Annotated in this window: 17 protein-coding genes; 9 read left to right on the top strand and 8 right to left on the bottom strand. The window is 36.4% G+C overall.

All coding sequences use genetic code 11. From position 1 onward, the window contains the following. Nucleotides 1-214: 214 nt before the first annotated feature. The 5 genes from FLS47_RS12375 to FLS47_RS12395 form a co-directional block, all read right to left on the bottom strand. The gene (locus FLS47_RS12375; RefSeq protein ID WP_149914680.1) at nt 215-1,372 is read right to left on the bottom strand and encodes an ROK family protein; all 1,158 of its coding nucleotides are present in this window, start codon (nt 1,370-1,372) and stop codon (nt 215-217) included. 205 nt (nt 1,373-1,577) lie between these two features. Beyond that, nucleotides 1,578-3,353: an alpha-L-fucosidase gene (locus FLS47_RS12380; RefSeq protein ID WP_149914681.1), complete on the bottom strand. Its 1,776-nt coding sequence runs from the start codon at nt 3,351-3,353 to the stop codon at nt 1,578-1,580. 114 nt (nt 3,354-3,467) lie between these two features. Continuing rightward, nucleotides 3,468-5,393, bottom strand: a complete 1,926-nt coding sequence (locus FLS47_RS12385) for a SusD/RagB family nutrient-binding outer membrane lipoprotein (protein WP_149914682.1) — start codon at nt 5,391-5,393, stop codon at nt 3,468-3,470. Between the two features lie 11 nt (nt 5,394-5,404). After that, nucleotides 5,405-8,515, bottom strand: coding sequence for a SusC/RagA family TonB-linked outer membrane protein (locus FLS47_RS12390; protein ID WP_149914683.1), 3,111 nt, complete (start codon nt 8,513-8,515; stop codon nt 5,405-5,407). Nucleotides 8,516-8,540: 25 nt separating this feature from the next. Then, nucleotides 8,541-9,716, bottom strand: a complete 1,176-nt coding sequence (locus FLS47_RS12395; RefSeq protein WP_149914684.1) for an ROK family protein — start codon at nt 9,714-9,716, stop codon at nt 8,541-8,543. Between the two features lie 165 nt (nt 9,717-9,881). Here FLS47_RS12395 and FLS47_RS12400 point away from each other — a divergent pair, with 165 nt between their 5' ends. From FLS47_RS12400 to pnp, 3 genes are all read left to right on the top strand, one after another. Further along, nucleotides 9,882-11,093, top strand: a complete 1,212-nt coding sequence (locus tag FLS47_RS12400) for an acyltransferase family protein (protein ID WP_149914685.1) — start codon at nt 9,882-9,884, stop codon at nt 11,091-11,093. 119 nt (nt 11,094-11,212) lie between these two features. After that, nucleotides 11,213-11,491 (top strand): 30S ribosomal protein S15, encoded by a 279-nt coding sequence (rpsO, locus tag FLS47_RS12405; RefSeq protein ID WP_149914686.1) that lies wholly within the window; start codon nt 11,213-11,215, stop codon nt 11,489-11,491. Nucleotides 11,492-11,658: 167 nt separating this feature from the next. Further along, nucleotides 11,659-13,848, top strand: a complete 2,190-nt coding sequence (gene pnp, locus FLS47_RS12410) for a polyribonucleotide nucleotidyltransferase (protein WP_149914687.1) — start codon at nt 11,659-11,661, stop codon at nt 13,846-13,848. A gap of 49 nt (nt 13,849-13,897) precedes the next feature. Here the strand turns inward: pnp and FLS47_RS12415 are convergent, their stop codons facing one another. Both FLS47_RS12415 and FLS47_RS12420 read right to left on the bottom strand, forming a co-directional pair. After that, the gene (locus FLS47_RS12415) at nt 13,898-14,272 is read right to left on the bottom strand and encodes a DUF779 domain-containing protein (protein WP_149914688.1); all 375 of its coding nucleotides are present in this window, start codon (nt 14,270-14,272) and stop codon (nt 13,898-13,900) included. A gap of 67 nt (nt 14,273-14,339) precedes the next feature. Then, the gene (locus tag FLS47_RS12420; protein WP_149914689.1) at nt 14,340-15,842 is read right to left on the bottom strand and encodes an aldehyde dehydrogenase family protein; all 1,503 of its coding nucleotides are present in this window, start codon (nt 15,840-15,842) and stop codon (nt 14,340-14,342) included. Nucleotides 15,843-16,001: 159 nt separating this feature from the next. Between FLS47_RS12420 and FLS47_RS12425 the strand changes: the two genes are divergently transcribed. Then, complete coding sequence (locus FLS47_RS12425) at nt 16,002-16,913, top strand: helix-turn-helix domain-containing protein (protein ID WP_149914690.1); 912 nt, start codon at nt 16,002-16,004, stop codon at nt 16,911-16,913. Here FLS47_RS12425 and smpB read toward each other — a convergent pair. Continuing rightward, nucleotides 16,910-17,365 (bottom strand): SsrA-binding protein SmpB, encoded by a 456-nt coding sequence (gene smpB / locus FLS47_RS12430; protein ID WP_149914691.1) that lies wholly within the window; start codon nt 17,363-17,365, stop codon nt 16,910-16,912. The genes FLS47_RS12425 and smpB overlap by 4 nt on opposite strands. A gap of 331 nt (nt 17,366-17,696) precedes the next feature. Here smpB and spt point away from each other — a divergent pair, with 331 nt between their 5' ends. Genes spt through FLS47_RS12455 form a run of 5 tightly spaced genes read left to right on the top strand, consistent with a single transcriptional unit; the run spans nt 17,697 to nt 22,132 of the window. After that, a complete protein-coding gene (gene spt / locus FLS47_RS12435) occupies nt 17,697-18,905 on the top strand; it encodes a serine palmitoyltransferase (protein ID WP_149914692.1) in 1,209 nt (402 codons plus the stop codon). Nucleotides 18,906-18,929: 24 nt separating this feature from the next. Beyond that, a complete protein-coding gene (locus FLS47_RS12440; protein ID WP_149914693.1) occupies nt 18,930-20,051 on the top strand; it encodes a GNAT family N-acetyltransferase in 1,122 nt (373 codons plus the stop codon). Next, nucleotides 20,048-21,046 (top strand): NAD-dependent epimerase/dehydratase family protein, encoded by a 999-nt coding sequence (locus FLS47_RS12445; RefSeq protein ID WP_149914694.1) that lies wholly within the window; start codon nt 20,048-20,050, stop codon nt 21,044-21,046. The genes FLS47_RS12440 and FLS47_RS12445 overlap by 4 nt, the downstream gene beginning before the upstream one ends. Before the next feature lie 10 nt (nt 21,047-21,056). Then, nucleotides 21,057-21,746, top strand: coding sequence for a CDP-alcohol phosphatidyltransferase family protein (locus FLS47_RS12450; protein WP_149914695.1), 690 nt, complete (start codon nt 21,057-21,059; stop codon nt 21,744-21,746). Next, the gene (locus tag FLS47_RS12455; protein ID WP_149914696.1) at nt 21,746-22,132 is read left to right on the top strand and encodes a GtrA family protein; all 387 of its coding nucleotides are present in this window, start codon (nt 21,746-21,748) and stop codon (nt 22,130-22,132) included. Before FLS47_RS12450 ends, FLS47_RS12455 begins: the two co-directional genes overlap by 1 nt. The last annotated feature ends 509 nt before the right edge of the window (nt 22,133-22,641 follow it).

The following is a 22,641-nucleotide window of genomic DNA, read 5'->3' on the forward strand; positions in this document are numbered from 1 at the left end:
GGATTAAAAATAATATCGTCAGGAACTGGCGATTACACGGGCGGAGACTCAAATAAGACTTTGGCAACAAAGCACAAGTCTGTGAAGCCCGAAGCCCATTTGTCTTTAGCAAATGGGTAGTTCACATCGACTTTGTAACCAATAACGTAGTTAATAGTCTACAAAAAAGTGTTTTCTATATTAATCGTAAAAGGTAATAATACTTAAATCATATTTAATGTAAATTTATTTTAGGAATTTGTTGTATTACGGTGCTTGCAGCAGCAAGTGTAAGTACATTTTTCAAAGTTGACAATTCGATTTTAGTCTGATCTGATAGTTTTGGAATGCAATAGAGGTGTATGGATGATTGTACCTCTGAAAGTATAATATCACCAAATACAGTTCCTTTCCCAGCTAAAATTATTTTTTCTGGATTAAGAATATGAATTAGTGTCGCAATACCTTTTCCCAGCATATGACCGATTCGCTTCATCGCTTCAATTGTTAGTTGATCGCCTACATTGTAAGCATGGATCAAATGCTCGAAAGTTATTTCTGATTTTTGTTCATTTAATATGGATGCTTCTCCAGCCTTCAATTGATCTTCTATATAATCTATCGCAGTTTGTAAAGACGCTTCAACCTCCAAACATCCCTTTTTGCCGCATATACATAGCTTGTTGCTGTCTGCTAATGGAATGTGACTAAACTCACCAGCAAAACCTTTATAACCTTTAAAAATTTTGTTATCAATGAGAATACCTAGGCCTACACCCCAAGTTAAATTAATGACTAACGTAGGAGAAGAATTCTTTGCTTTGCCAAAGTGCTTTTCAACCAAAGCTATTGCAGTAGAATCATTTTCAATATATGCCGGTATGCCAATTTTTTCTTCTATGGTTGTTGCAATACTATAAAGAGGGGAATCTGCTTTTAGTGAATTATTTACTTTCTTTTCTGCATCCACAAATCCTGGACATATTATGCCTATACCAAGAAATGATGATTTAATAAATTGTTCAATTATCTTTTCTACTTCTCGTAATAATGCCTTTAGTAATTCAGCTTCATTTCTTAGTGGTATAACAATTTTAACGGTATCAGTAAGTTTTTCTTGATCTATATTAAATACATCTATTAGGGTGCGTTTACGCTCGATGGATATAGCAATTATATTTCCAATCTTGTCTTTATCAGCTTTGTATAAATAAGCTTTTCGGCCTCCTGTGGAATCAGTTAATCCTAGATTTTGTATAAATCCTTTTTTTATTAAATCTTTAATTCCTTTAGTAGTAATTGGAATACTTTTTCCCACGGCTACGCTTAGATCCCCTATCGAAGTAGAACCCAAGAAAAATAAATTTTTAAGTATGTTAGTGTTTAGATTCATTTTAATTGGTTTTTTTTATTATGCTAAATCTATAAATTAAAAATTAAAAATTTTAAAATAATATAGCTGCCAATTTAGGTTTTTTTATTAAAATTGAAAATGATAATTATTCAATTACTACTATTATAGAAGTTATTTAATGGAAAATTTTATAGCAGATTGAAACGCGCTCCTTATGAGAGCGCGTTTAATAAAAATAAATCTTTTAGATTTTCTTTATCCAAATTCTATTTATCCAAACAGGATGTTGTTCGGAAGATTTTAAAATTACTTTTATCTTAGTACTATTATCTAATTTAATACTTCCCAATGGCGTATCAGTAAATTCCTCTACGTAATTATTTTCGTTTGGCTCCACCACCATCATTCCATTTGGTTTTAAAATACCTTGTATTTTCTGTTTGTCCGCCTGAATCGTAATAGGTACATTATTCTTAGTTGGGTTGTGTGCTGAAACATCCAAAGCGTATTCTCCTTTTTCTGGAATTTCAATATACCATTGCAAATCTTGCCCTTTTGATATGATATGATCAGGACGTTTACCATCGTACGACCTTAATTCTTGGTTATTCTTATTGGAAATATTTTTGCTGTTTAAAGAAAATCCACCAAAAGAAGATTCTGCAACAATATCCAAGTCAAATTCAACTTGCTGGGCGAAATCAAGCTTAATTAGCGACACAAAATTGTCGGAAGCATGTTTAGGTAAATCGATATGAATAATTGAACCTTTTTTAATAAAATTCAATTTTTTCAATGTCTTACCATCCATCAAATAAATGGATGATGGGTCTGACTTAACACCTGTGATTCGTAATTTTTTGTCCAATGGCCAGTTGAAGACATGTGCGTAAAGTGAAGATTTGTTTTCTGAATTTTGACTAGTTAAATAACCCCAATCAAAGTTTTTGGCACGTAATGGAGTACCCTTAGTTCCATATACAGCCTCACCATATGTATTTAGCCATTGGCCAATATCGTTCAATCTGGTAATACTTTCATATGGAATTTTTCCATCAGCGCGTGGACCAATATTTAATGTTAGTCCGCCATTAAGACTTACATTAGATATTAGTGATTCAAAAATCTGACTGGTTGATTTCCATTCTTTTTCGTAGGCACTATAGCCCCATGAATGGGCGATCGTTCCAGGTGTTTCCCATGGGTGATCAATATATTCGCTGGCAAATACATTATCGCCTAAAGTTTGGAAATCCACGAATTCAGCATCAGTAGGTAATCCTAATCTGGAGTTTATCAAACAATTTGGCTGCAATTCTCTAATTAATTTTACAGCTTGTTCCAATTGCTCTTTCTTGAATATGGTTTGTTCATACGGAATCCACATGTCAAACCACATAACTGCGATGTCTCCATAATTAGTTAAAAGTTCGCGCAATTGCGGGATAGCTTTTTCCTGCCAATAGGTATTAAATTGTTGTGGAGAAACCGACTTGGTTAGTTCCAAATTGTGGTCCCACGCGTATGGATGTTCCCAGTCTATCCAGTGCGAATAATAGAATCCAAGCTTCATGTTATGTTTTCGACATGCATCAGCTAACTCTTTAATTACATCACGATTTACACCAGCTAACTTTGATAAAGAGTAATCTCCAATTTTAGTGTCCCAAATGGCTACTCCATCATGATGCTTTGAGGTCATGATGATGTACTTCATTCCAGCTTTTTTTGCTTGAATAACCCATTCTTCGGGAGTTATATTTTCCCAATCAAATCGTTTTGCTAATTCACCGTATTCTTCTTTAGAAATACGGTTGCGGTAACGAATCCATTCGGCATAATTATTTAGATAACGGAGATTTTCACCTTTCCAAATTCCTTCGGCAGCAGAATATAATCCCCAATGAATAAACATACCAAATCGCGCTTCTTCAAACCAAGACGTACGGGTAGGAGATTGGGCGTTCAAAGAGTTAAATACTATAAGGAATAAGATAGCAAATAAATTAAGTTTCTTCATAAATGCTTGAGATCTTAGTCATTGTAAATGTTTATACGATAAATCTATTAATTAGATATTATTAAAAAAATGCGTTCTTATTTTAAGAACGCATTTTTAGTACTATGTGTTATTCTAATTTTGCTTAGCCCACCAAAGAGGAGTCAACACTTCATCAGGTCCACCCAGTAAGGATACTGCTTGATTGTATCCATCTTGATCCGCATTTTTTAGACTAGATGGATATCTTAATCTTTGCGGGAAAAATTTGATTTGATTCGTCATGTAATTTGTCGCAGTCAAAGCTGGAAGATTTGGAAGCGGGTTTTCTACGGCTGGGTTCTCGAAGAAAGGTAATCCCAATCTTCTATGATCTGACCATGATTCGAGAGGCAACCAAGGCATATTCGCAAGGTATTTTTGCGTGATAATTTTGGTTAATGCATCGTTTCGGACAGTACCATTTTTATAAATAGAGTTTACCGGATACTGAATTGTTGCGGTACCTGCTGCTCCAGTATACCCATCTACATAATTCATTGTACGCGATGATCCTGGTTCTGTTGTATGTGTAAACTTCACTGAAGTACCAACTCTATTATAACTTTCAGAATTTAAATAGGCAGTGGCATATTGGGAAACACCATTGTAATCAAAACTCGCCTTTATGCCATTTTCATAAGCCGCTTGAGCAGTAGTCCCAGTATTCCACCCCTTTAAAGAAGCTTCAGCTAATAGAAAGTACGTTTCCCAGTTTGCAAAGAATATACGCTGCGCGTTACTTGTCCTATATGATTTAGACAATCCTGGTATTTTACCTACTTGGATAGAACGAATTGGATTGACAGCTCCTTTTGTTCCAAAATCACCACTTACTGCTGTGCTCCATGTATGTTTTACATCAATATCCAATGTGTCTGTATTGAACCCAGTAACTTTTGGAAATCTTACCTTAGTCGTAGAGGCATCTGATGCCCATGAAGGATAATTTGACCAGGTCGCACTTGTTACGTCACCAGGGATATAAAACGTTTTGTAAGCTCTAGGGTCAATCGTGTTAGGCAATCCATCAAAGAAATAGCCCGCTGTTGGGTCATTTGTTCTTGTAGAATAGTGTCCTAGCATTCTCTTACCAATATAATTTTCTGGTTTGATAGCTGCATGTAAAGCTGAGCCTAATTGATCTTCAGATTTAATTCCTCCTAATCCCACGTATAGATTATTAAGTGTGGTAGATAATACTTGTCCATTCCACTCTCTACTCATGACGCCAGATAATGCATCCCAGCCTGGTCTTTCTGCAACTTTGAAATTGTGATCAGCAGTAGTAATTAATTTGTTTGTAGCTACCGCACTTTCAAATTCTGTTTTAGCTTTATTTGCATCTACTTCTGCTATGCGCATTGCTAATCTGAGACGCATAGAGTTTCCGTATCTCACCCATTTATCCCATTCGTATCTATAAGCAGGGTCTTGATTTTGAAGTTTGTCTGGACGTGCTACAGCTGCATCAATTTTGCTCGTAGCATCTTTTAGCTCATCTAATAAGAAATAATATACATCTTTTGTCGACTTAAATTCTGGATTATTACCTGAAAAAGCTTCAATAGGTATTGCACCGAAGTTATCAGCTAATTCACTCATTAAGTATGCTCTCCAAATTCGAGCGACTTGTATAAGATTTGCATTATAGGGTTGGGCTGTGCCGTTTTCAACTTTTAAATCTGCAATCTGAATTGCTGTATTGGCGTGATTCAACCATTCTGAAATGTATCGCCAGTAATCGTTTGTCCAGTCATCATTATATCCACCACTGGTAATTCCTCCGGACAAATGTTGGCGTCCAGCAGATTTCCAGTACAATACGAATACACGTTCAGCGATGTGTGGATCTTGTTGGGCACCGATTATGGAATTATTCAGAAAGTATTCTACCTGCACTTGATTTTCATTTGCTTGTGTAGGATTTGTATTTATTTCATCGAATTTCGAACAGCTCGAAAAGGATGCCGCTGTTGCTATTGCAACTGCTATTGTGAGTTTTGTCAATTTCGTTTTCATTTTGTTAGATTTTAAAAGCCCAATGAAATATTTAAAAAGTACGAGCGTGAAGTAGGGAATGATAAGTATTCGAAACCTACTGCATTCGTGCTAATTGCATATACTGATTCTGGATCTACGCCATTTGCGTGGCTCTTAATCATCCACACGTTATTAGCAGATAATGAGAATTTAGCGCTTTTTACAACTGATGTATTTAATAATCTACTTGGAACTCGGTAGCTTAACTGAACATTTCTTAAGCGAATATTTGTAGCATCGTACAAGTTTTGTTCTGTGATACCCAAATTTCCTGAAGTATTAGTTACTTGATTCCAATATTGTTGTTGTGTCACTGTCTTCGTATTAACAGTATATCCACCGTTGCCATCGCTGACTACACCATCTACGACGAATGGTTGTCTTTCTCCATTTACAACAGTTTCTGCTGCAAGACCCGCACGTTGTAAGGCTAGGTTAGTTCCTGCGAAGAATTTTCCGCCAAATCTTCCATCAACTAAGAATGATAAGCCAAAGTCTTTATAGGCAAATGAGTTTGTAATACCAAGTAATGCGCGAGCACTTTGATCACCTAAGATATGCGTGCCATTGGCAGCAGTTGGTAAGCCATCACCGTTTACAATCATTTTACCAAAGTGTGGACTTTCTTTGTCTTCTACTCTAGCATATTTAGTACCATAGATAGTTCCATAACGTTGACCAACTGTACTATTTACTTGAAGATTGTCAAATCCTCCTAAAGGATACCTATCTAAATCATCCGTTAATTCAATTAGCTCATTCACGTTTTTTGAATAATTTACATTGATATCCCAAAGCAGTTTTTCTTGATTTTTCATCACATTGATACCCAATACAGCTTCAAGGCCTTTATTCTGTATGTTACCAGCATTTGCCATATAGTTTTGGTATCCCGAAAGCGGATTCATAGCCAATTTAATTAGCTGATTTGTCGCGTTTGTTTTGTAATATGCAAAATCTAAGGATAAACGATCAAATGCTCTAATATCAAATCCAACTTCAAATGATTTTAATAATTCACTTAAAACATTCGGATTGTATTTTGTAGGGTTTTTAGACGCTGTAGTATTTCCATTAGGATCTTTACCAATCGAATAGGTGTTATATAATTCATATGGAGCAAGACTACCGCCAGTTTCGGCGTATGAAGCTCGTATTTTCGCAAAATTTAACCAAGATGGATTAGATCCACCAGTTTTAGCGATCATATCCGAAATAACAAGGGACGTGCTTATTGAAGGATAGAAATATGATCTGTTTTCTTTACTTAGGGTTGAAGACCAGTCATTTCTAGCAGTTAAATTAATAAACCAGAAATTATCATAGTTTAATTCAGCTGTTCCAAATAAAGAATTGATTTGTTTTTCACTTATACCTTCTGAAAATCCAGGATTCCCTTCTGAGTTTCCTATTGTAAACAAATTGGGTACTGTCAAAGATCCAGCTGACGATGATAACCAGTTAGATTCTTGTTTCATAATTTGTCCAAAAGCAGAAGCTGAACCATTCCACTTACCAAATAGATTGTCTTTACGCGCATTAAGACTTACAATATAGTTGCGCTCATTGAAATTGTCAGAACCTACTCCATAAGAGTTTGGAAGTGAAGATCCAGTATATGTTCTGCTATCAAATTTTGTATTATACAAATCCGAGCCAGCTCTGAAATCTGCATCCAACCAATCATTGAATTTGTATTTGATGGTAGCATTTAGCAAGAAACGATTTCTAGAATCACGATTCAGTTTGTTATTTACTGCCCAATATGGATTTACAGTATTACTGTTGTTATACCAAGTTTGATTTCCACCTAATTCGTCCATTCCATTTTTGAATTCTGTAATATCAATTGTACTCGGAAATAATAATGCTGTTGAATAATAGTTACCTGCGTTAGAACCACCAACGGCTCTATTATTAGCAGTAGTATTCATATATTGAACTTTGATGTCTGTTGTCCATCTTTTATCTTCTCCAAAATGGGAAGTTAATTTTGACATCAGATTAAGTCTGTCTAGTTTGACTCCAGGGGTCTTACTGTCATCATGTAAGTATGTTCCAGAAGTATAAAGGTTTGTACCTTCACTCAACGATTGTTGAAACGTTAAATTGTGCGTAGTATTAAATCCTGTTTTGAAGAAGTTATCTAAATTGTTATATACTTGCAGCGCACGTGGTTTTCCATCCCATCCTGTTACCGTTTGACCTGAGATTTTTTCACCCCAGCTATTGCCAGATGTTTCGTTGAATGTGCCATCAGTACCTTGTGAGAATTGTGTCTGAAGCTTAGGAGTGATAAAAAGATTTTCTAAGCCCATAGTTGCTGAGTAGGAGATGCCTGCACCTCTTGAGCTTTTACCTGATTTAGTGGTAATCAAAATCACGCCATTCAACGCTCTCGATCCATACAGCGCGGATGCTGCACCACCTTTAAGTACAGACATACTTTCAATATCTTCTGGGTTCAAATCACCAATTCCGTTACCCATATCGGCAGAGGGATTCCAAAAGTCATTATTCGACGCTCCTGCAAAATTTTCCATGGGTACACCGTCAACAACGATTAGAGGTTGATTATCACCAGTCAATGAAGTAAAACCTCTTAATACTATTTTAGACGAAGATGCGGGGCCGCTTGAGCCTTTGATGATTTGTAAGCCCGCTACTTTACCTGTTAAAGCGTTTGCGATATTATTTTCGCGTGCTTCAACTAAAGCATCTCCTTTAATATCTTGAAACGAGTATCCCAAAGATTTTTTTTCTCTTTTTATACCCATTGCTGTTACAACGACTTCGTCAATGCCACTTGCATCTTGCGCTAAAGAAACGTTGACTGTTGAGCCTGATACTATAATTTCTTGGCTTAAGTAGCCTAAAATAGTGAATTTAATCTTCTCTCCATTGTTTGCTTGAATGGTGAAGGCTCCATTTGTTGTAGATTGTGTAGCTCGATTTGTTCCCACTACACTAATGGTTACGCCAGGCAAGCCTCCTTCTGCATCTGTTACTCTCCCCGTAACAGATTGCTGTGCAAATACTGTTGAGATGCTAAATACCAGCATCAGCAGCGAAATGCTCCAGTGTTTGTAATAATTGTTCATAATTGTTTGTGATAAAATGATGTTTCTAATTTTTTATTAACTCTTTGCTTTGCATTACGGCAACACATGCCGCTGCAATGGTTTGTATATTTTCTAAGTCTGATATTTCTATAGTTGTCTTTTGGGATAATCTAGGTATACAATAAATATGTATGGATGATTGAATCTCGGGAAGGAGAATAGCGCCAAATGATGCACCAATCCCACTTATTATTACTTTTTGTGGATTTAGTATATGGATTAAAGTTGCAATGCCTTTGCCTAGCATGAACCCCATTTTTTTAATAGCATGTATACTTAATTGATCACCAAGTTTATAAGCTTGAATAAGCGAATTGAGAAATTGTGATTTGTCTTTGTTTTCTATATTAGGGGCTAAAAGTGATACTTCCCCGTTATTTAAACATTCTTTAATGTACTCAACGGCAGATTCTAATGATGCCTCTACTTCTAAGCATCCTTTTTTGCCACAAGAGCAGAGTTTGTTTTCATCCGCTAGTGGTATATGACTAAATTCTCCTGCAAAACCATTATAGCCTCTAAAAAGTTGTTGATCTACAATAATACCAAGTCCTACTCCCCAAGTTAAATTAATAACCAACGAGTGATTAGTTGTTTTTGCCTTGCCAAAATGTTTTTCTGCAATTGCGATTGCTGAGGAATCATTTTCCATAAAAGTGTCGATTCCTACATCTTTTTTAATTCTATTTGGTAGATCATGTAGTGGTGATTCTTTTAGAAAAGAATTATTCACACCTTCCTGAGAATCAACAAAACCTGGTGTCGTGATTCCTATTCTTAATATTGGATGATCATTGTACTTCTCAGCTATTTTGCGAATATGTGTTACAATTGTGTTGTAGATGTTGATATCATCAAAATCATTAATATTTATATCAAGCTCCTCCATCAAAGATTCGTTCAAAATATTAAGTAATCCAAGAGTAATAGAGTATCGGTTGATGCTGACTGTCAGTATATTACCAATGCTGCTTTTATTTAAAATATATGATGAAGCTCTCCTTCCACCAGTAGATGCTCGTAATCCCTGCGATAAAACTATATTTTTATCGACTAAATGCTGTATCGTTTTAGCAACAATTGGAACGCTTTTACCAATAGTATGACTTATCTCAGCTATCGACTGCGCGCCAGAAAAGTAAAGCGATTTGATTACTTGCGTATGTAATTGGTCAAACATGGGTTTATAAAAATGTAATGTAAAGTTAATGTATATTTTATTTAAAAACCAAAATCTTTTTAAATAAAATATTAAGTTGGTTGAAGTTGCTGCATTATTTTAAATGAATAAGTTCTCAAATGTATTTTTTATCTTCGAATCTTTAACTAAAACACCTGTTTTTCTATGAAACAACGCTATTATTCGCTGGATGTATTTCGAGGTGCCACCGTGGCGCTTATGATTATGGTAAATAATCCAGGAACTTGGGGAACTATGTTTGCACCATTAAAACACGCTCCTTGGCATGGATGCACACCAACAGATTTGGTATTTCCGTTCTTTTTATTCGCTGTCGGGAATGCTATGTCTTTTGTCATTCCGCGTTTGCAAGAAGCGGGGGATGCTACATTCTGGAAAAAGGTAATCAAAAGAACTGTTCTTATTTTTCTAATAGGTTTGGGGTTAAATTGGTTTCCATTTGTGCAATGGATTGATGGGGCATTACAATTCAGAGAGTGGGTGAGTAGTGTCGATCCTACAAAAGGTGTACGAATTTTAGGCGTATTGCAACGTATCGCCATTGCTTACTTTTTTGCATCCATACTTACATATTATTTCAAACCTCGTATATTAATTTACATTTCAGGGCTGATTTTATTTGGTTACTGGGGGATATGCGCGGTATTAGGCGGAGAAGATCCATATTCTCTAGCAGGTTGGTTCGGAACAGCTATTGATAAAGATATTTTGGGCGTAGCTCACATGTACAAAGGAGAGGGCGTGCCTTTTGATCCAGAAGGGTTGATGAGTGCTTTGCCAGCAGTTGTTCAAGTTGTGTTCGGTTATTTAGCCGGAGTTTTTATTAAGAAACATGGGCAGGTGGATTGGTTGTGGACAAAAGTTCCTGCTTCTTCTGAACCACATTTTAAATTGTTGTCTGGACTTTTTGTTACGGGATTTATCTTAATTGTACTTGGTTGGATTTGGTCTTTAGGTTTTCCGATTAACAAGAAAATTTGGACTAGTTCGTATGTGTTATATACAACTGGATTGGGAATTATGACTATAGGGGGGATGATTTGGTATATCGAGGTGCAAGGTGTTAAAAATTGGTTAACTAAATTTTTTGATGTATTTGGTAAAAATCCATTATTCATTTTTGTGTTGAGTGGTTTATTTCCAAAAGCTATGGCTTTAATTCGCATTCCCAACGGATTGTCTGATGCTGGAGATCAATTATACATCACACCTTTATCATGGTTTTATCAAAATGTTTGTGCGCAAATCCCTGGCGTGCCAGAAATTGGTTCGTTCGTTTATTCATTGTTGTTCTTAGCTCTGATGTGGATAATCGGTTATTTTATGGATAAAAAAGGTATTTACGTAAAGGTTTAAAGAATTTGAAAAATTTGGGAATGAGATTGATAAATTCAAAATCCTTTTCATTTTCTAATTTAAAGTCCTATATTTGCAGGCAATTAATAATTTTTATAACACTTTAATATTATTCAAGAATGTATTTAAGTAAAGAATACAAAGCTGGTATCTTCGCGGAATTTGCTGGTGCAGCTGAAAACACTGGTTCTGCAGAAGGACAAGTTGCTTTATTCACAAAAAGAATTGCTCACTTAACTGAGCACTTGAAAAAAAACAGAAAAGATTTTAACACACAACGTTCTCTACAAAAATTAGTAGGTAAACGTCGTTCATTATTAGCTTATTTGTACAAAAAAGATATTAACCGTTACCGTGCGATCATCAAAGGTCTAGGTTTACGTGATATCATCAAGTAAGCTTCATACAGTGAAAAGCTTTAAAAAGCCATCCAATTTGGATGGCTTTTTTTGTGCATTATGCTTTCTTAGAATAAAAAATCCGTAACTTTGATAGAATTTTTAAAAGTCATAAAAATCGATGCATCAGTATAATAAAGAGGAAAATGCATCTCTATTAAAAAACAATGAGTTATAACGAACAAAAAGTAACAATCGACTTAGGCAACGGTCTTGCGCCTATCGAATTGTCTACAGGTAAATTAGCAAAACAAGCTGATGGTTCTGTAGTTTTAAAACAAGGTGATACGATGTTGTTAGCAACAGTAGTATCTTCAAAAGAAGCTAAAGCAGGTGTGGATTTCTTACCATTATCTGTAGATTACCAAGAAAAATATGCGGCTACAGGTCGTATTCCAGGAGGTTTCTTGCGTCGTGAGGCGAGATTGTCAGACTATGAAGTATTGATTTCACGTTTGGTAGACCGTGCATTACGTCCATTATTCCCTGAAACATACCACGCAGACACACAAGTGATGATCTCTTTGATCTCTGCTGATAAAGATATTATGCCAGATGCACTAGCTGGTTTAGCAGCTTCCGCAGCATTAGCGGTGTCTGATATTCCTTTCAACGGTCCTATTTCTGAAGTTCGTGTAGCGAAAATCGATGGTCAGTTGGTTATTAATCCACGTTTATCTGAATTAGAAAGAGCTTCATTAGAATTTATGGTAGCTGGTTCTGCGCAAGATATCGTGATGGTAGAAGGTGAAGCAAACGAAATTTCGGAAGCTGAAATGGTAGAAGCTATTGCTTTCGCACACGCGGCTATCAAAAAACAAGTCGCTGCACAATTAGAATTATCAAAATTAGTAGGTTCAGAAACTAAACGTGAGTTTAACCACGAGCCTTCAAATGAAGAGTTAAGAGCTCAAATTTTCACCGCTACTTACGATAGAGTTTACGCGATTGCAAAATCTGGTTCTGCTAAACACGAGCGTACAGAAAAATTTGCTGCTATAGCGCAAGAAGTTATTGAGTCATTAGGTGAAGATATTGATGACGAAACTAAATTCTTAGCGAAGAAATATTTCCATGACGTACAGTACGATGCGGTTCGTAATCTATTATTAGACGAAGGAATTCGTTTAGATGGTCGTGATTCACGTACTGTTCGTCCTATTTGGTCTGAAGTTGATTATTTACCTGCAGCGCACGGTTCAGCAGTATTCACACGTGGTGAAACACAATCGTTAACTTCAGTTACTTTAGGTGCTAAAGACGATGAGCAAATGATTGATGGCGCATTCATCAATGGCTATAACAAATTTATTTTACACTATAACTTCCCAGGTTTCTCGACAGGTGAAGTAAGACCAAATAGAGGTGCTGGTCGTCGTGAAATCGGTCACGGTAACTTAGCATTACGTTCATTGAAAAAAGTATTACCAGCTGATTCAGAAAATCCTTACACAATTCGCGTTGTTTCGGATATCTTAGAATCAAATGGTTCTTCATCTATGGCTACTGTTTGTGCGGGTACATTGGCTTTATTGGATGCGGGTGTGAAATTGAAAGCTCCGGTATCAGGTATTGCAATGGGATTAATCACAGACGAGAAATCAGGTAAATACGCTATACTTTCAGATATCTTAGGTGATGAAGATCACTTGGGTGACATGGACTTCAAAGTAACAGGTACAGAGAATGGTATCGTTGCTTGTCAGATGGACTTAAAAATCAACGGTTTGAAATGGGAAGTGTTGACTCAAGCATTAGACCAAGCGAAAGAAGCTCGTCTTCATATCTTAGGTGAGATGAAGAAAACGATCGATGCGCCTCGCGAAGATTACAAACCACACGCTCCACGTATCATTCAGTTGATTATTGATAAAGAATTTATCGGTGCGGTAATCGGCCCAGGTGGTAAGATTATTCAAGAAATGCAACGTGAGACGGGTGCTACTATTGCTATCGAAGAAGTTGATGGCAAAGGTATCGTTCAAATTTTTGCTGATAACAAAGATGCAATTGATGCTGCAACGACTCGTATCAAAAATATCACAGCAAAACCAGAAATCGGTGCGACTTACGAAGGTAAAGTGAAGTCTATCATGGCTTTCGGTGCATTCGTTGAGATTATGCCAGGTAAAGATGGTTTATTACACATTTCCGAAATTGATTGGAAACGTATTGAAACTATGGATGGTATCTACAAAGAAGGTGATATCGTAACGGTTAAACTTTTGGAAATAGACAAACAAGGTAAAATGAAACTTTCTCGTAAAGCTTTATTGCCTCGTCCTCCACGTGAAGATAAACCTAAGCGCGAAGAGAAACCAGCAGCTGCTCCAGCTCCTGATGCTCCAAAAGCTTAATTTATTTTAACATATTAGAAAAGCTCAACTTTAAAAAGTTGAGCTTTTTTTACTCACTTCTTTTCACTGGTTCTAAATCTTTCAATTCTTCTTCTGTAAAGAGTCTGTAATGAACTTTAAAGGTTTTTCCGAGAGGTGTTTCTAAAGAAAATCCTCCAGGTCCAAAGCCATCTAGTACATCTAATGTAAAATGCGAATATTGCCAATATTCAAACAAATCGCGATCTATCCAAAATTCGTAACCTTCGACTAAGCCAATCATAGCGTCATTCATGCGCGGAAAATAGCCTCCTTTTTCAAAACATTGTGGCTGCGTACCTTCACAACATCCTCCAGCTTGATAAAACATCAAATCGCCGTGCTGTGCTGCTAATTGCTGAATTATTTTCTTCGCTTCTTCTGTTACGTCTAATCTTTTGATCATAATAAGTTGATTTGACAAAAATGGGGTTTACAGTGAAACCCCATAGAATTGTAAAGTGTGTGATTTGTTAAAAGAATCCTAACTTTTCTTTATTATAAGAAATAAGCATATTCTTCGTTTGTCTGTAATGATCTAACATCATTTTGTGATTTTCACGACCAATACCCGATTGCTTGTATCCACCAAAAGGTGCTCCAGCAGGATACGAGTGGTATTGGTTCACCCATACGCGACCAGCTTGGATGGCACGTGGAACAGTATACAATTGGTGTGCATCACGTGTCCATACACCAGCTCCTAATCCGTAGATCGTGTCATTCGCAATTTCGATAGCCTCTTTCTCGTCTTTGAAAGTAGTAACAGCTAATACTGGACCAAAAATTTCTTCTTGGAATACACGCATTTTGTTGTGTCCTTTTAATAGCGTAGGTTGGATGTAATACCCTTCCTCAAATCCTTCGCCTACATTGTTTACATCACCACCAGTCAATACTTCTGCTCCTTCTTCTTTACCTAGTTTGATATAAGAAAGGATTTTATCTTTCTGGATTTTCGAAGCTTGCGCACCCATCATTACTGTTGGATCCAATGGATCACCAACTTTAATCGCATTAACACGTTCAATTACTCGCGCAATAAATTTGTCGTAAATTGATTCTTGAATCAGTAAGCGTGAAGGACAAGTACAGATTTCACCTTGGTTCAATGCAAACAATACCGCGCCTTCGATAGCTTTGTCTAAGAAGGCATCGTCGTGATCCATTACTGACTCAAAGAATACGTTTGGTGATTTACCGCCCAATTCTAATGTCACTGGAATAATGTTTTCCGTAGCATATTGCATCACCATACGGCCAGTTGCTGTCGATCCTGTAAATGCTGCTTTTCCTACTTTTGGATTCGTAACTAAAGCGCGACCTAATTCTGAACCGAAACCATTCACAATGTTAACAACTCCTGGAGGAATTAAATCTCCAATAACTTCCATTAGTACCATGATAGATGTAGGGGTACTTTCTGCTGGTTTTAATACGACAGTATTACCTGCGGCTAGCGCTGGAGCTAATTTCCAAACAGCCATTAGTAACGGGAAGTTCCAAGGAATAATCTGCGCGATAACACCGATTGGTTCGTGTACAATTAAGGAAACTGTGTTAGCATCCAACTCACTCAATGAACCTTCCTCTGCACGGATAACGCCAGCAAAATAGCGGAAATGATCAATTGCTAACGGAAGATCGGCATTCAACGTCTCACGTACAGCTTTACCATTGTCTACTGTTTCTACTGCGGCTATATATTCTAAATTTTGCTCAATGCGATCCGCTATTTTATTTAAGATAATACTTCTTTCTGTCGCTGATGTTTTGCCCCATGTTTGGAATGCTTTTTCAGCAGCATCCACAGCCAATTCTAAATCTTCTTTTGTTGAATGTGCAGCCTGAGTAAACACTTTACCATCTAAAGGTGAGATATTGTCAAAATATTTACCTTGCACAGGAGCTACGAATTTACCTCCAATGTAATTGTCATAACGCTCTTTAAACGTTGGTCTTTGAATTGTACCCATATTAGTGTTTATTTATTTGTGTTATCTTTTTATTCAAAATTACCCAACACGATTTTCAAGGTTTAGCATTTTTGTGTCAAAGTGTAGGATTATTGTTTCTTCGTATGTCAGCATTTTGTTATATTTGATTACGAGCCAATTATAAAAAGTTTGATTAATATGTTGAACAAATCTTTTATAAATACCCTTCCATTTTCAAGGGAAAAAGAAATTACTACACTTATCGAGAATAAGCGTTCTTATGCTGTCGATGAGATGGAGCTTCATGTTTTTGAGACCTATGAGGCAAGTTCGCTCGTGCCGCTACAGTTTGGTGATATGGTTTTGATTAATATGCTAGAAGGCAAAAAAGTCATGCATATTGGCGAAATTCAAGCTTTTGATTATAATCCTGGACAAATGCTTATGTTGCCCTCATATACAAAAATGCTGATCGATTTTCCAGAAGCGACTTTGCACAAACCAACACAGTGTACGGCTTTAGTGGTGAGCAAACAAAAGATTGACGCCATCTTAAATTACTTAAATGAGTTTAGTCCTAAACATCAAATGATCGGGGAATGGAATTTCAATCCAGACTTATTACATTTGTACAATACGCCCGAATTGACAGAACTGATGAATAAGTTCTTCAAAATCATGATGGACAACAATGCATTGAAAGGTGTTTACGCGGATTTAACATTCAAAGAAGTAATGATACGTCTGATGCAAGCCCAATCTTTACTAGCGTTAGAAATTGGTAGTTCTGCGAATGCGGTGTTATTGCATTTAAAAGAGTTTGTTCGAACACGAATTACAGAAAAAATTTCGATAGAATCCTTAGAAAAAGTCGCGAATATGAGTAAATCGAGTTTGACGCGAATGTTTAAGAGAGAGCTAGGTGTCAGTCCAATGGAATACGTTATCAGCGAACGTATGAATAAAGCAAAGGAACTGTTGAAGATCACTAAATCTGTCAAAGAATCATGCTTTGGGTCAGGATTCAGTGACGTTAATTATTTTGTGCGCTTATTTAAAAATCGTGAAGGAATCACGCCAGGTGCTTATATGCTTTCCGTAAAATATTAAAACTTCATTACACGATCCAACTCACGTTTGCTATCGCGCTCTTTCAAGGTTTCTCGTTTGTCGAAGTCTTTCTTACCTTGCGCTAATGCGATTTCAATTTTGGCGTAGCCACGTTCATTGATAAAGATGCGAAGTGGCACAATGGTAAAACCTTTTTCTTCACCTTTCTCCTTTAATTTTTTCAATTCTCTCTTTGTAAGAAGCAATTTTCTGTCGCGTTTTGCTTCATGATTGTAGAATGAGCCAAATGAATATTCTGCGATATGCATATTGCGGATATAAAGCCCATCATCAAAAAAAGAACAGAAACTATCGTTAATATTTGCTTTCCCTTCGCGCATCGATTTGATCTCCGTACCCAACAATTGTAGCCCAGCTACATATTTATCCAGCAAGTGGTATTCGAAAGATGCGCGTTTATTTTTAATATTTATTTGTGAAGATATAGCCATATTTTGATATTTCTTAGCTGCAAATTTAATAAAATAATGTGTTGAATTTAATATTCTTAATTCTTGTTAGTGTATTAACAATAACTTAACTTTATGATATTTATAAGTTTATAAAATTGCGAATAATCCACCAAATTTTTGTATGTTTGCACGTTTTGGTTAAAGTTTAAATAACGGAATTAATGCGTAAAAATGGGTTAATCGGTGCAATGTTAGATTAAAGTCATAGTTTTAACGTAATTTAACAAGTTAAGTTTTAATCCGTAATTTTGACGATTATTTGATTTTAGTCAAAAAGTAAAAAATCGCATTTAATAGAAATATCTATAGCATGAGCAAGGGAAAGTTAAGTGAAAGAACATCGAAGTTTCTTCAAGAACAACTAGAGCCTATAAAAGCAGCTGACTTATACGCATATTTTAGACCCATTCAATCCAAGCAAGATACAGAGGTGGTGATTGATGGTCGACGTGTATTAATGTTTGGTTCGAATTCGTATTTAGGGCTAACTACAGATCCACGTATTATTAAGGCTTCGCAAGACGCTTTGGAAAAATACGGTACGGGTTGTGCAGGATCTAGATTCTTGAATGGTACGCTCGATATTCACGTAGAATTAGAAGAAAAATTGGCTGATTATGTGGGTAAGGAAGCAGCGGTTTTGTTCAGTACGGGTTTTCAATCTAATTTAGGTCCTTTGTCGTGTATCACTGGTCGTAACGACTATATCTTGTTGGATGAACGTAATCATGCATCTATCATTGATGGTAGCAGATTGTCATTTTCCAAGGTGATTAAATATGCGCACAACGATATGGAAGATTTACGTGCTAAATTGTCACGTCTTCCAGAAGATAGCTTTAAATTAATCGCTACAGACGGTATCTTTAGTATGGAAGGTGACATTGTCAATCTTCCAGAATTGGTTAAAGTTGCGGATGAATTTGATGCTGCGGTGATGTGTGATGATGCACACAGTTTGGGTGTTATTGGTCACAATGGTGCTGGTACGGAAAGTCATTTCGGTTTGCAAGGTAAGGTAGATATGATTATGGGAACTTTCAGTAAATCATTGGCTTCTTTAGGAGGTTTTGTGGCAGCCGATAAGGACACTATTGAATATTTAAAACACAAAGCTCGCTCTTTGATGTTCTCTGCAAGTATGACACCAGCTTCTGTAGCTTCTACATTGAAGGCGTTGGAAATCATACAAACAGAGCCTCAGCACATTGAGAAATTGTGGGCTAATACAAACTACGCTAAAAAATTGTTATTGGATAGTGGATTTGATTTGGGAGAAACAGAAAGTCCAATCTTACCTATTTTTGTGCGTAATAATGAAAAAACATATTACGTGACAAAAACTCTTCAAGACAATGGGGTATTCGTAAATCCAGTTGTTGCCCCTGCTGTTCCTGCGGAAGAGTCTTTGATTCGTTTCTCTTTAATGGCTACCCATACTTTTGATCAGATCGACGAAGCTGTCGAGAAAATGGCCAAAGTATTCAAAACTGCTGAAGTGGAGACATTTGTAGGTTAAGTTTACTCTTAAAATATAAAGGACATGATGAATATCATACCTGTAACGAATAAAAAACAACGTGCGGAATTTATAGATTTTCCGCATGATTTGTATAAGGGGGATTCGAATTACGTGCCCGAGCTTTTTGTGGCACAAGACGATTTGTTAAATCCCAACAAGCATCCATTCTACAAGCATTCCTCAGCTCAGCTTTTTTTAGCGTATGATGGCGATACAATTGTCGGAAGAATAGCCGCTATCTGGAATAAGCAGCACAATTCTTTTAATAATGTAAAGGAAGGGCAATTTGGTTTTTTTGATTGTATAAATGATCAAAATGTTGCTAATGCATTGTTCGAAGTTGCTCAGGCTTGGGTGAAGGAAATGGGTGGTGAGAAAATCGTTGGTCCTATAAATTTATCTACTAATGAAACTTGTGGTTTATTGATTGAGGGATTTGATCGTCCTCCAGTAGCCATGATGACTTACAATTATCCTTACTATATTGATTTGATAAGTAATTTTGGGTTTGAAAAGCAAGTAGATTTATTTGCGTATGATATTCCGACAGCTAAAGCAAGTGATCGTTCAGTTCTATTGATGGATAAGTTGGAAGAACGTTTAAAGCGTTCTGGTGTTACCTTACGTCTTATTGATCTAAAAAATTTCAAGTCCGAAGCTGAGAAAATCAAGCAGGTTTACAACAAAGCTTGGGATAAGAATTTAGGTTTTGTGCCTATGACAGACGAGGAGTTCGCGTATGTGGCCAAAGATTTGAAAATGATTGTAAATCCGAATTTCTGTATAATCGCAGAGAAGGACAATCAAATAATTGGCTTTGCTGTGGGTATTCCAAATATCAACGAAATTCAGATTAAAATTAAGCGAGGACGTTTATTGCCTACGGGAATTTTCAAATTGTTATTCGGGCGCAAGAAAATTAAATCACTTCGCGTGATGATGTTGGGTGTGTTGGAGGAGTATCGCAAGATGGGTATTGAGGCTTGTTTATACGGTCGCATTATTAAGAATGCGAAAATCTATGGCATTGAGCGTGGTGAATGTTCTTGGATGCTGGAACATAATTATATGATGAATCACGCCATTGAGCAAATCAATGGTGAATTGTATAAGCGTTACCGTATCTATGAGAAAACAATATGAGGACAAAAGTTTTCATAACAGGAGCAAGTGGTTTTGTCGGTTCGAATTTAGTCGAAGCTGCAAAGGAGAAAGGTTGGGAAGTGCATGCTGCTGTCCGTTCATCTAGCAAAACGGATGATATTAAAGCTTTTGTTGACAAATTTATTCATCCTGATTTTGGGAATGTAGAAGAATTGCAACAACTTTTTCTACACGAAAAATACGATTACGTCATTCATGCCGCAGCATTGACAAAGTCAAAGTCTGAAGAAGAAATGCTTCGTGTCAACGTAGGAATGACGCAAAATCTGATGCAAGCCGCATTTGCAGAAGGCGTGGAGTTAAAGCGTTTTGTGTATGTCAGTAGTTTGGCTGCAATTGGCCCAATAGGTTACAATAGCGCGGAGGATATTCACGAAGAAACAGATTATCGACCACTAACGGTATATGGGCGTAGTAAGAAGACTTCTGAATTAAATATCAAGAAACGATTTGTCGACAAAGCGATTTCGGTATTTCGTCCAACAGCCGTGTATGGTCCACGTGAAAAAGATTTGTTTATTTTATTTGATACATTAAACAAGGGGTTCGATCCTTATATCGGTGCTAATCCGCAGAAGTTGAGTTTCATCTACGTCAAAGATCTGGTGGATATCTTGCTACAAGGATGTGAAGTACCACAAGAAGGATTAGAATTTTATAATATATCGGACGGTCAAGTATATTCCAAGTATGCGATGGCCGACATCTTTAGAAAAACATTTAGAAAAAAGGCATTGCGTTTGCATATACCTTATCGAGTTGTAGCTTTTGTAGCGCGTATATCTCAAATGTTGTATAAAAATTCCAGTAAAACTCCAGTCATATATCCCGAACGTTTAGGAGAATTGACAGCGGAAAATTGGAGTTGTGATATTAGTAAAGCGAAGCAAAAGTTGGGTTTTACGCCCAAGTATGATCTTGAAAAGGGTTTGACAGCGACATTATTGTGGTATAAAGACAATAATTGGCTATAAAAATTAAGTAATGAGTGAAGGAAAAATTGACAAGAAATTGTTTGCGGACAGAAAACGTACAAATATATTAAGTGAACCAGAGCAGCGTTTTATCACGTATCTATTGCCAAAAATTCCTAATTGGTTGTCTTCGGATGGCTTGACGGCTATTGGTTTCTTTGGATCATTGATGATTATGGGGAGTTTCTTGTTGGCAGAATATGTAGACAGAAGTCTTATTTTGGTTGGTGCCCTTGGTTTCTTTGTACAATGGTTTGGAGATTCTTTAGACGGACGTATTGCTTTTTACCGCAATAAATCACGCAAGTGGTATGGCTTCGCGCTGGATATTATTATGGATTGGATTAGTGTGGTTTTCATTGGACTTGGGTATGTGTTTTACGCTCAAGGTGATTTTAAATACGCTGGATTTGCTTTAGTTGCACTATACGGTTGGGCGATGATTATTTCGCAGTTGCGTTATAAAATCACAGACAAATATACCATTGATGCTGGTTTGGTTGGGCCTACGGAGATACGCGTTATAATATCGCTTGTGTTTTTATTGGAAGCTTTATTTGTCGGTTCAATTCACTATTCGGTTATTGTAATCTGTATTGCGCTGTTTTTTATTAATATGGGCGATACAAAGAAATTGTTGGATATGGGGGATGAGCGTGACAATGCGGAGAAATTAGCAAAGCAAAATCAGAGTAAATAATGAGTTTTAAACTAAAAGAATTTCTAAAGGCACAATTGTCTGCTTTCTTAGGTGGAATGACTGACCTTGCAATTTATTCTTTTTGTTATAAGGTGTTGAGTTTCTCAGCACCTTTTTCTAATGCGATAAGTGGCTCATTGGGTGCAATTGTTAATTTTCTAATTAATCGCTATTGGTCTTTTGGTAATACTAAAACATCATTAGGTTCCCAACTCTGGAAGTTTATTATTGTAGTAATTGGAAGTATTAGTCTGAAATCCTTGGGTATTTATATTCTAGTCGATATATGGCAATGGCACTTTTTGTTGTGTAAATTATTAGTTGAAATTATTGTTTCACTTGGATTCAATTTCACACTTCAGAAGTTTTGGGTTTTTAAGAAGTAGGCGTGCTTACATTAATATAAATGCCTTTTAGCATTGTGCAGACGTATTAATTGCTTTATTTGTTCTCTTAATTAGCCTCGTTTCTTATAGTTTTCAAAAAATAATTCACATATACACAATAAGTTGCGGTTTATTTCGTTTTTATTTTTCTGGGATACTTGTTTTGTATTACAATTCTTCCTTATCTTTGCACCACTCCGCAAGGGAGGAGCGGTTCTTCGGAACATGAAATACAAGGTTAGAGACAGTTTAAACGGGGAAATCCGGGAAGAACAAAACACCATCCCTAACGGGAGGTAAACAAAAAAAATCTTCAAATAAAATTTGCGGATTAAAATAAAGTTTCTACCTTTGCAGTCCCGACGGAAACGAAGGGAAGACAAAAAAAAGCTAAGTACAGCAGTAATGCTCGAAATATAAGAAGAAGCGCGATGCGGATTCGATAGAAGTTCTTTAAGAAAATGATCATGTAGCGTAACGAGTAGTTTGAAAAAGACGAAAGTTATAAA

It is taken from the genome of Sphingobacterium cavernae (assembly GCF_008520265.1).
Taxonomy (GTDB): Bacteria; Bacteroidota; Bacteroidia; order Sphingobacteriales; family Sphingobacteriaceae; genus Sphingobacterium; species Sphingobacterium cavernae.